We start from the raw sequence: 9,717 nt of genomic DNA, 5'->3' as shown, positions 1-9,717 counted from the left end.
TTCAGCTGTGCCGAGGTCGCCGGGCCGTCGTCCCCGTCGAAGCCCGCGGTGCCCGTGCCGGCGACCGTGCTGATCGTCCCGTCCGCCGCGACCTTCCGGACCCGATGGTTGTTGCTGTCGGCGATGTAGAGGTTGCCCGTGTCGTCCACTGCCAGGGCCTGCGGACGGTTCAGCTGAGCTGAAACAGCCGGCCCGCCATCGCCCTTGGATCCCGCGGTCCCGGTCCCCGCGACCGTGGTGATCTTCCCGTCAGCCGTGATCCTCCGGACCCGGTGGCTGTTGTACTCGGCGATGTAAAGGGCGCCGGTACTGTCCACCGCCAGCCCGAACGGAACGTTCAACTGGGCGGAGGTAGCGAGGCCGCCGTCGCCACCGAAGCCCGCCTTGCCCGTGCCGGCGACCGTGCTGATCGTCCCGTCGGCCGCGATCCTCCGGACCCGGTTGTTGCTGGAATCGACAATGTAGACAGTCCCCGCGCCGTCCACCGCCACGTCTCGCGGCCAGTTCAACTGAGCCGAGGTGGCAGGACCGTCGTCGCCCCGGTAGCCCGCGGTCCCGGTCCCCGCGATCGTGCTGATCGTCCCGTCGGCCGTGACCTTCCGGACCCGGTGGTTACCGTGGTCGGAGAAGTACAGGGTGCCGGTGCTGTCCAGCGCGATCCCGTACGGATAGTTCAGCTGAGCCGAAACGGCGGGCCCGTCATCTCCCTCGAATCCGCCGATCCCGGTTCCCGCGACCGTGCTGATCGGAGGAGCAGACTTCTCGCCGCCTGTGGGCTCCGCGTCGGTAGTGCTCATCGTCGTCCCTTCACCTGCCCCGCTGCGCAAGGTCTTATTCCGATTCCATAAATCCGCAAGAGTATCGAGCTAAAACATCACTCTCGAGTGATCGCCTACAAAACATGCTGAGGAGGCACAAAAGCGGACGGGAATCCGATCGCCACCAATGCCCCCACATGAACGGCTCGGCTACGGCGGCGCCCCGGACCGGAGCGGCGTGCCCTGCGAATGCGAACCATGAGCGGCCAACGGCTTACTGCGGCACGTCGTGAGGCGGTATTCCGTGTGCTTCATGACCACACCTGGCTGCGGACCCAGCGCGCGCTACCGCACCCGGGCGGGGAGGAACGAACCGGGCGCGGAAGGCTCCCACTCGCCAAGTCACCGAGCAGGCACGCGAGCTCCCGGTCAGAGGTTGTACCGGTCGACCCTCAAGACCCAGTTCTGGAAGCCCGCCGTTGTACCGGTCGACGCCCTCACCTTCACGCGGGCGGTGACGTCCCGGGTGGGGAAGGCGGGCTGGAACTCGGCGACGCGGATCAGAGTGTGGGAGGACCACTCCGGGTTGCCGCGGGCCGTCACGAAGCGGTGGTTGGCGCTGACCGGCGCGGCCGGGTCGTTGCCGAAGAACACGGTGGCGTTGACGACCGCGTTGTGGTTGGGATGGGAGGCGAGGGCCTCGGCGCTGAACGTCGCCACGAAGATTGCCCCGTACGAAGCGGTCCCCTGACCGATCTCCAGGTCGATGGTAGCGCCGGGAAGGTCGGTCCAGGTGTCGACAACGGCCTCCCAACGAGTCTCGTCCCAGATGAGGACGGTGTCGTCCGGTGCCCGATTGGTGGCCAGGGGGGTGAGAGCGGGGGTGCTCATGGGTGCGGTTCCTCTGTGTCGACGGCAGGAAGCGATGTGTCGTGCGGAGGACTCCCCACCGAGCAGAGCCGCAATACCTCATAGCGGAAGGCAAGGTCCTCGAACAGAATCATTCGGACAAAGAAGCGGCAGGGAAACCTTCCGGCGACTCTTCTCCAATGAGTCAAAAGGCGTCTTAATCCGTCGTAATCCATTATTCAGCGATCAAAGAATCGGTTCAGCGTCCAAGTTCAGGAGTGGTGCGATGTGCGTCCTTCCGCCGCAGCGGCATGTGGATCTGACTCAATCTCCACCACCCGGACAGCGAAGGCACCGCCGTCGCCCGCGCTCTCGGACTGTGGACCGGACGACACCGCGCAGTTCTTCGACCGCGGCCTGGTCCTGCGCCCCGAACACCGCCTCTCCTGACCCCGCCGCCCGTATCGCCCGCTCCCGGTTCCTCTACGGGAAGCCACGCGGCTTCACACCGAACGCTTCTCCCAGGCCGTCGAGCAACTCAGCTCCGACTCCCCGGCCGTCCAGCTCGGCGGCGTTCACGCCCTGGCCGGCCTCGCCGACGACGTCCCCGACGACAGCCTTCGCCAGACCTGCATCGACGTCCTGTGCGCCTACCTCCAGCTTCCTTTCACCCCCGACCCCGGCGACGATCCCGCCCACCAGGAGGAACACCACCGCTACCTGGCCCTCCGCAAGGTCCGCCACACGATCCTGCGCCTCATCGGCGACCACTACCGACGCCCCCAGGCAACCCACCGCTCCTGGCAGCGCTGCGACCTCGACCTCACCGGCGTCACCATCGACGGTGACATGGACTTCCGCGAGGCCGTGTTCTCCGGCGGCCGGGTGTCCTTCGACCGGGCTGAGTTCTCCGGTGGCGAGGTGTCCTTCGACCGCGCGACGTTCTCAGGCGGCCGGGTGTCCTTCAACGGCGCGACTTTCTCCGACGGCCTGCTGTCCTTCTGCCGCGCAGTGGTCCAGTACTGGCCAGGGCAGGCGGTCTCACTGCACAACGGGGCAGGGGGCCGGTGTTGGTGAGGCCGTTCACCAGCACGGCCTACCTTGCGCCTGCACGTTCGGAATGTAAGGCGAGCCACTTTCAGTAACTTCGCTGTTGCGCCTGGGCAGTGTGAAACCAGTTGAGTCCATCCCTGCGGAAGGTGCGCCATGAGTGAGACGTTCGTGGAGCGGAAGATCTCCCGGTGCTTTGACCTGCTTGATCGGAACAGCGACGGAGACCTCAGCAGGGACGACTGCGTGGCACTGGCCCGCGCGGCATCCGACGCCTCCGGGTTCGCTGCCGATTCTGCGGACGCGCAACGCGTCCGCGACGGTTACGTACGGCTCTGGGAAGTGTTGCTGGAGCCCATGGACGCCGACGGCGATGGCCGTATCAGCCGGAAGGAGTACGTCGACGCCGTCAGAGGGCTGGCGGACGACCCGGACGGGTACGCCGACTCGCTGGGGGTGGCCGTGGACGCGTTCGTCGAAGCGGGAGACGCCGACCGGGACGGCCGGCTTTCCCAGTCGGAGTTCGTCGCCCTTTACCGGGCCACCTTCCCCTCCCTGGACAAAGAGGAGATCGTCGAGGCGTTCGGCCATCTGGACCGTGACGGTGACGGCCACATCACGCGCCAGGAGTTCAGCGAGAACATCCGCGAGTACCTACTCAGCGACGATGTCGAGGCACCAGGCAATTGGTTCATGGGCCGCGTAGACGTCTGACACGGAAGCAGACGAGAGTGCCGCGGTTGGCTGTGATGGCCTGGGCTGAGCTTCAGGGTCACCACCGCCCTGGGCTGGAACGGTTCTGGGCGGTGCCGTCGGCGCCCCGCCGATCAGCATCGCTGACCAGTGGCTGCCATTGACGTGAGAAAAGACCGGTGAGGGATGGGACCTGTGTGGATAGCGAAGCAGCAAAGCGATACTGACACAAGCCGCCCGCACTGCGGTCCGGGAGGCGGGGGATCCGTGTCCGGAGCCGGCCGACCGGTGACGTCCTTGCTCGCGCAAGAAGCGGCACACATGCCCTGGCCCGTCGGCTCACCGGCTGTGGCGCTGTCTTCGATCGAGGCCGGCTTCTCGCGGCGCCTGCACCCGTACTGGCCCACGTTGCAGGTCAGGACCCGCACGTGGCTGAGGGAGCGGCAGGTGATGTCGCCGTCCATCGTCGAACGCTTCGCCGACGATTTGCGCTACACGGATCTGGTGGCCGGCTACTACCTGGGCGCCTCCAACGAGCTGCTGTCGGCGATCGCGGATTTCAGCGCCTGGTTCTTCGCCTGGGACGACCGCCACGACCGTGACGTGGTGCACGGCAGGCTGGGTGCGTGGCGGAAGCTGTGTGCGGCACTGCATGCCGTGCTGGACGACCCCGACCACCACCGCGAGCACGCAGACCCGCTGGTCTCCGCGCTGGCGGACTGCCTGATCCGTGTGCGGTCGCACGTCGCGGACACATGGAGCTTGCGTTTCACCGGGCATTTCCATCCGGTGGTCGACGCCTACGACCGCGAGTTCCACAACCGCGCGCATCACGCCGTTCCCACTGTGGCGCAGTACGTCGAGTTGCGGCGGCTGACCTTCGCGCACGAGCTGTGGATCGACCTGCTGGAGCCCACGGCCGGCAGCGAGCTCCCCGCGTACCTGCGCGACGACGCCGCCTTCCGGCGCGCTGCAATGGCCACCCAGGACTTCGCCGCCTGGTACAACGACCTGTGCTCGCTTCCGAAGGAACTTGCGGGTGACGAGGTGCACAACCTCGCGATCAGCCTCATCTGCCACGAGGGAATGTCACCTGGGCAGGCGGCAGCCGAGGTGCACCGGCGGGTCAGCGAGTGCGTCGAAACGTTTCTGGAGACGGAACCCGCCGTCATGGCCCTGGCGGACCACACCGCCCGAACCGGCACGGAGGGTGTCCGCTACGCCGCCACGATCAGGTCGTGCCTGTTCAACATGCGCAACTGGTTCAGCTCCGTCTACTGGTTCCACCAGGAGTCCGGCCGCTACCGCACGCAAGCGTGGGACGACCGGTCCGCCCCTCCCTACATTGACGACCCCGAAGGCCGCTCATGACGATCGCAGCCAACCGGTCATCCGCTCCTTGCGGGCAGCGGCAGGCAACGCCTGCGCCGGTCCCCGGAGCCCTGCCCGTCCTGGGGCACACAGGGCAGCTGCTGCGTGACCCGCTGGCCTTCCTGACGACGCTGCGCGACCACGGAGACTTCGTCCGCATCAGACTCGGGACCGCTTCCGTCTACGTCACCACCACGCCCGAACTGACCGGGGCGCTGCTGAAGAACCCCGACTGCGTCGTGGGAGGCCCGCTGTGGAGCACCTTGGAGGTGCTGCTCGGCAAAGGCGTCGCCACCAGTAACGGGCCGCTGCACCGACGCCAGCGCCGCATGATTCAGCCCGCCTTCACCCCCGATCGAGTCGAGCGGTACGCCACGGTGATGGAGCAGGAGGCGCAGGCCACCACCGCCCGATGGCAGCCGGGCACCGTCGTCGACATCGGATCGGAGATGTTCGCAACGGCCGTGCGGATCGTGGCCCGCTCTCTGCTGGAGGTCGACTCCCTCGGCGAGAAGGCCGACCGGATCGGCCAGGCCCTGCACACGGTGTTCGACGGCCTGTACCGGCGCATGATCCTCTCTGCGGGTGCCCTGTACCGCCTGCCCACCCCCGCCAACCGGCGCTTCGACCGCGCACTCGCCACGCTCCACACACTGGTCGACGAGATCGTGGCCGAACGCCGCTCCAGTCCACAGCGGCACGAGGACCTACTGGACACCTTGCTCAACGCCACCGACGAACACGGCCAACCACTCGACGGCCGGGAGATCCACGATCACATCGTCTCCCTCGTCGTGGCCGGCGCGGAGAACGTCGCCTCCACACTCGCCTGGACCCTGCACCTGCTGACCGAACACCCTCACCAGGAACGACGCCTCGTCGAGGAAGTGCACGCACAGACTCAGGGGCGGCCGGTCACCTTCGCCGACCTCCGCCAGCTCCCGCACACCCGCAACGTGATCACCGAGGCCATGCGGCTGCGCCCGGCAGCCTGGATCTTCACCCGCCGGACCGCGGCCGCTACCACCCTGGGCCCTTACCGGATCCCGCCGCACACCGACATCGCATACAGCCCGTACGCGATGCAGCGCGACCCCCGCTCCTTCGACAACCCCCTGGTCTTCGATCCGGACCGGTGGCACTCGGCGCGGGCCGCGGCTGTGCCGAAGGGGGCGATGATGCCGTTCGGCACCGGCAACCGCCAATGCCCCGGCGACCACTTCGCCCTGACCGAACTCGCAATCATCCTGGCCACAGTTGTCGCCCAGTGGCGCCTGCAGCCCGCTCCTAGATCCGACACCGCCACCCGGATCGGCATCACCCTGCACCCGAGGCGACTTCTCCTGCGGGCCGAAGCTCGCCGACCGTGACCGATAAGGGCCCCGCTTCGGTGCGATCCGTTGTGAAGCGGCTTAGTGAGCGTTTGGTTCTCGGTTGTCTGTTTCATTTGGCTTGGTTGTCGCGCCAGTTGTGGGTGGTTTCGTGGGTGAGGCGGCGGGTCATGAGGTTGATGGCGGCGAGTTGGATCATGGCGGCTGATCCGTGGGGGTGGGTTTCGTAGTCGCGGGCCAGGCGGCGGTGGTGCATGAGCCAGCCGAGGGTGCGTTCGACGACCCAGCGGCGGGGTTGGACGTGGAAGCCGCGGGTGGTGGGGTCGCGTTGGACGATCTGGAGGTCGATGCCGTGGTGGGCGGCGTGTTCGACGGCTTTGGTCTTGTAGCCGTTGTCGGCCCAGGCTTTGGTGATGGTGGGGTGGTGTGCGGCGATGTCGGCGAGGAGGTGGGTGCCGGCAGCGGAGTCGTGGACGCTGGCGGCGGTGACGGTGACGGCCAGGAGGAGGCCGAGGGTGTCGGTGACGATGTGCCGTTTGCGTCCGATGATCTTTTTGGCCGGGTCGATGCCTTGGCTGGTCAGGGGGACGGTGGTGGAGGTTTTGATGCTCTGGCTGTCGATCAGGCAGGCGCTGGGTTCGATGGTGCGGCCTTCGGCCTGGCGGACTTTGCCGCGTAGCAGGCCGGTGAGCTGGTCGAAGATGCCGTCGGCTTCCCAGCGGGCGAAGTAGCCGTAGACGGTCTGGTGGGGTGGGAAGTCGTGGGGCAGGTAGCGCCAGGGGATGCCGGTGCGGTCGACGTAGAGGATGGCGTTGATGAGGGCGCGCAGGTCGTGGGTGGGTTTGCGGATGCCGTTGCGGGCCTGGCGCCAGGCTTCGAGGGTGGGGCGGATGAGTTCCCAGCGGGCGTCGGACAGGTCGCTGGGGTAGGGCCGTGAGGGCTGCATGGTGTCTGCGTACGCGGCGACAGTGGGCCTGGGCAGGGCGTGTGCGGGGGTGCCGGGTGCACCGGGCGTGCGTTCTGGACTCGGTGCGAACCGGTAGGTTGCTAAATGAGACAGGAGCTTGTGGAAGGAAACCGGCGCAGCACTGCTCCACTGGTTGCCGCAGAGGTCGTGTTTCCGGCGAATCGCTTCGTTAAGCGCTCTAACCGGCTCCTGCAATGCACCACGAACCATCCAATACCAAAACCAAACGCTCACTTAGACGTCGTTTCAGTTGGTGAGTCGGCGGTAGCTGATGAGGGCTGCGGCGATGCCGACGAAGGCCAGGAAGTGCTCGGCCTTTCGCTCGTAGCGGCGGTGCAGCCTTCGGCACCCGGCCAGCCAGGAGACGGTTCTCTCCACGACCCAGCGGTGTCGGCCCAGCCGGTTGGAGGACTCGATGCCTTTGCGGGCGATGCGGTGGCGGATGCGACGCTCGCGAAGCCATTTCCGCAGATGGTCGTAGTCGTAGCCCTTGTCGGCGTGGAGCTTGGCCGGGCGTCGGCGGCGGGGGCCGCGGCGGGAGCGGATGGGCGGGATTCCGCGCACGAGCGGCTGCAGGCTGAGGCTGTCGTGCGTGTTGGCGCCGGAGATGCCCAGCGACAGGGGCAGTCCGCTGCGGTCGGTGATCAGGTGGATTTTCGATCCCGGCTTGCCGCGGTCGGTCGGATTCGGTCCGGTGAGTGGCCCCCTTTTGCCGCCCGGACACTGACGGAGTCGATGGCGCATCGCGACCAGTCCGGCTCGCCTCGAGCGCCGAGTTCGTCGAGGAGCACCCGGTGCAGCCTGGCCCACACCCGCCCTCGGCTCCACTGGGCGAAGCGCCGGTAGACGGTGGGCCAGGCCGGCCCGAACACCGGCGGCAGCCGCCGCCAGGTGCAGCCCGAGGTGGCCAAGAAGATGATCGCCGCCAAACATTCGCGGTCCCCGGCCCGACGTCGCCCGCCACCTTGCGGGCGTATGACCTCCGTCGGCGGGACCACACGCCGAAACAGCGTCCACAACTCGTCCGGCACCAACCGCTCCACCAGATCCGTCATGCGCCGCTCAACGAGCGATCACGCCATCAGAAACGACGTCTTAAACCCTTCCGAGGCCATGCGCTCCGGGCCACAGAACCCCAGCCGTGGCGGTCCCCACCGTCAGCGCCGTCGCCGCAGCAGCCGACATCGACACCCACGACACGCTCTACGGCAAGATCGACCACGCCAGCAGCGAGCTGCACGGCTTCCTGTGCGCGAGTAACAACGAGGGACCCATCGAACCGGCCCAGGGCCCCGGCCGCCAACGCAGCAGCCCGGGCCCTGTATTGGCCATGGCACACAGCGACCAGGCCAGCTTTGCACAGGCCCGGGGACGGGCAAGCGTGGCCAGGTCGCCCATCAGGCGGCACACACCGGACCCCGTCACTCGAAGCCCGTACCGGCTCGTCCCGGACCGCAGCATCCAAACCGCATTGCCTGGCCGGTGCATCGCGGCCGGCCCTCGCGCAGGCCGGGCAGCCAGTGCCGCGGCTGCGGTTGGATATTCGTGCCTGGTACTCGTGCCCGACCGGACAGCGCCACCAGACCTTGCGCTGTGAGCCGGGCCCGAACTGGTCCGGCGAGGCGTCGTTGCGCGGGTGCCACTCTGCTACCAAGCCAGGCGAGTGCTCGCTGAGCGCGGTCCGGCCACGGGGCACGTACCCGGCGCACTGCGGGCAGCCGGTCCCGGCGACACGGGAATGGACCTGGGCCTGCCAGACATGCCCGTCGTCGCACCGCCAGAACACAGCCTTGTGAGAGCCTGGCCCGATCTGCGCCAGGTCCAGGTCGGCGTTCAACTCCGGGTGCCACTGGGCGGCGATGGCCGGATGCTCGTTGACCAGGAAACGGGTACGACGTGTCATGAGCACGCACCGTAGGACGCGCCACTGACATGCCCTTGCCGAGGTCACCAGGCTGGAGCGATTCCCGCCGGATGGTCCGGTCAGACGCCCTGAGGATGAACGCCGTCACTCTCCGGCCGTTGTCAGTGGGCGAGCGGACAATCACCGGATGGCCCATGAACCGACGGAGACCGGCGAGTCCGAGAGCCTCGCTGTCTCCTTACGCACGTACCTGTCCGAGACCGGCTTCTCCTTCACCGGCCTGACCGGTAAAGCGGCGACCCAGTCCATCACCCGGGCGGTGGTGCAGTGGGTGGGAGCGTCCGGGTGGAGGTGCAGGACAGAGGCGCAGATGCGCTACATCGACCCGCCCCGCCTGAAGAACGGCGGCTGCATCGCCTACTGGGAGCCGTCCTGGTCTGCCTACCTTGACCTGCGCGTGATCCGCAAAGACGGCCCACCGATCGCCGTGGAGATCGACCGCGCGGACGAGAGCACCGCCGTCGACAAGCTCCGCGACGAAGCACTCCGCGGGCGCCCCGCGCTGTGGATCCGCTGGCACGGAGCGCTGCGTACCGAGCTCCCGGCCGGTGTGGCCCGTCTACACCTGCCCACGCGGTCCAGCAAAGCGCCCTTGCGGTACTCGCTGGCCCCGGTGACCGGCACCGAGGCGATCACCCTCGGCCCAGCCGTCACCCCCGAGGCCCGAGCAGACGCTCTGCGGCGAGACCAGCAGCGGATCGCGGACGAGAAACGTGCTGCTGCCCGCCCCCAGGAACCGGGCCCCACCCGCTGCTACTGGTAAACCGGACACGC

11 protein-coding genes are annotated in these 9,717 nt (G+C 67.7%); 5 read left to right on the top strand and 6 right to left on the bottom strand.

Annotation, left to right across the window (positions count from 1 at the left end):
• From QWM81_RS25135 to QWM81_RS25125, 3 genes are all read right to left on the bottom strand, one after another.
• Window positions 1–797 (bottom strand): NHL domain-containing protein (locus tag QWM81_RS25135; RefSeq protein WP_290114628.1); only part of this gene is annotated, 797 nt, incomplete at its 3' end.
• A gap of 390 nt (window positions 798–1,187) precedes the next feature.
• Window positions 1,188–1,649: a hypothetical protein gene (locus tag QWM81_RS25130; protein ID WP_290114626.1), complete on the bottom strand. Its 462-nt coding sequence runs from the start codon at window positions 1,647–1,649 to the stop codon at window positions 1,188–1,190.
• A gap of 441 nt (window positions 1,650–2,090) precedes the next feature.
• The gene (locus QWM81_RS25125; RefSeq protein WP_290114625.1) at window positions 2,091–2,378 is read right to left on the bottom strand and encodes a hypothetical protein; all 288 of its coding nucleotides are present in this window, start codon (window positions 2,376–2,378) and stop codon (window positions 2,091–2,093) included.
• A 78-nt stretch (window positions 2,379–2,456) separates the two neighbouring features.
• Between QWM81_RS25125 and QWM81_RS25120 the strand changes: the two genes are divergently transcribed.
• The 4 genes from QWM81_RS25120 (at window position 2,457) to QWM81_RS25105 (ending at window position 6,091) form a co-directional block, all read left to right on the top strand.
• Window positions 2,457–2,684, top strand: a complete 228-nt coding sequence (locus tag QWM81_RS25120; RefSeq protein WP_290114624.1) for a pentapeptide repeat-containing protein — start codon at window positions 2,457–2,459, stop codon at window positions 2,682–2,684.
• A 129-nt stretch (window positions 2,685–2,813) separates the two neighbouring features.
• Window positions 2,814–3,371 (top strand): EF-hand domain-containing protein, encoded by a 558-nt coding sequence (locus QWM81_RS25115; RefSeq protein WP_290114623.1) that lies wholly within the window; start codon window positions 2,814–2,816, stop codon window positions 3,369–3,371.
• A gap of 300 nt (window positions 3,372–3,671) precedes the next feature.
• Window positions 3,672–4,721 carry a terpene synthase family protein gene (locus tag QWM81_RS25110; protein WP_290114622.1) on the top strand — a complete coding sequence of 350 codons (1,050 nt, stop codon included), beginning with the start codon at window positions 3,672–3,674 and terminating at the stop codon, window positions 4,719–4,721.
• Window positions 4,718–6,091: a bifunctional albaflavenone monooxygenase/terpene synthase gene (locus QWM81_RS25105; protein WP_290114621.1), complete on the top strand. Its 1,374-nt coding sequence runs from the start codon at window positions 4,718–4,720 to the stop codon at window positions 6,089–6,091. The genes QWM81_RS25110 and QWM81_RS25105 overlap by 4 nt, the downstream gene beginning before the upstream one ends.
• A gap of 73 nt (window positions 6,092–6,164) precedes the next feature.
• On the opposite strand, the gene QWM81_RS25100 is transcribed toward QWM81_RS25105, so the two are convergent.
• From QWM81_RS25100 to QWM81_RS25090, 3 genes are all read right to left on the bottom strand, one after another.
• Window positions 6,165–6,998, bottom strand: a complete 834-nt coding sequence (locus QWM81_RS25100; RefSeq protein WP_290114620.1) for an IS5 family transposase — start codon at window positions 6,996–6,998, stop codon at window positions 6,165–6,167.
• 267 nt (window positions 6,999–7,265) lie between these two features.
• Window positions 7,266–8,074 (bottom strand): IS5 family transposase gene (locus tag QWM81_RS25095; RefSeq protein ID WP_290114619.1). Its coding sequence is split into 2 segments (ribosomal slippage): window positions 7,266–7,724 and window positions 7,727–8,074, totalling 807 coding nucleotides; the frame shifts between segments, so codons are not numbered across the junction.
• 26 nt (window positions 8,075–8,100) lie between these two features.
• Window positions 8,101–8,922 (bottom strand): zinc-ribbon domain-containing protein, encoded by an 822-nt coding sequence (locus QWM81_RS25090; protein WP_290114618.1) that lies wholly within the window; start codon window positions 8,920–8,922, stop codon window positions 8,101–8,103.
• Window positions 8,923–9,070: 148 nt separating this feature from the next.
• Between QWM81_RS25090 and QWM81_RS25085 the strand changes: the two genes are divergently transcribed.
• Window positions 9,071–9,706 carry a hypothetical protein gene (locus QWM81_RS25085; protein WP_290114617.1) on the top strand — a complete coding sequence of 212 codons (636 nt, stop codon included), beginning with the start codon at window positions 9,071–9,073 and terminating at the stop codon, window positions 9,704–9,706.
• The last annotated feature ends 11 nt before the right edge of the window (window positions 9,707–9,717 follow it).

Origin of the sequence: Streptomyces ficellus (genome assembly GCF_030406405.1) — a bacterium.
In the GTDB taxonomy this organism is placed as follows: Bacteria; Actinomycetota; Actinomycetes; order Streptomycetales; family Streptomycetaceae; genus Streptomyces; species Streptomyces ficellus_B.
This window is presented reverse-complemented; position numbering and strand designations above follow the sequence as displayed.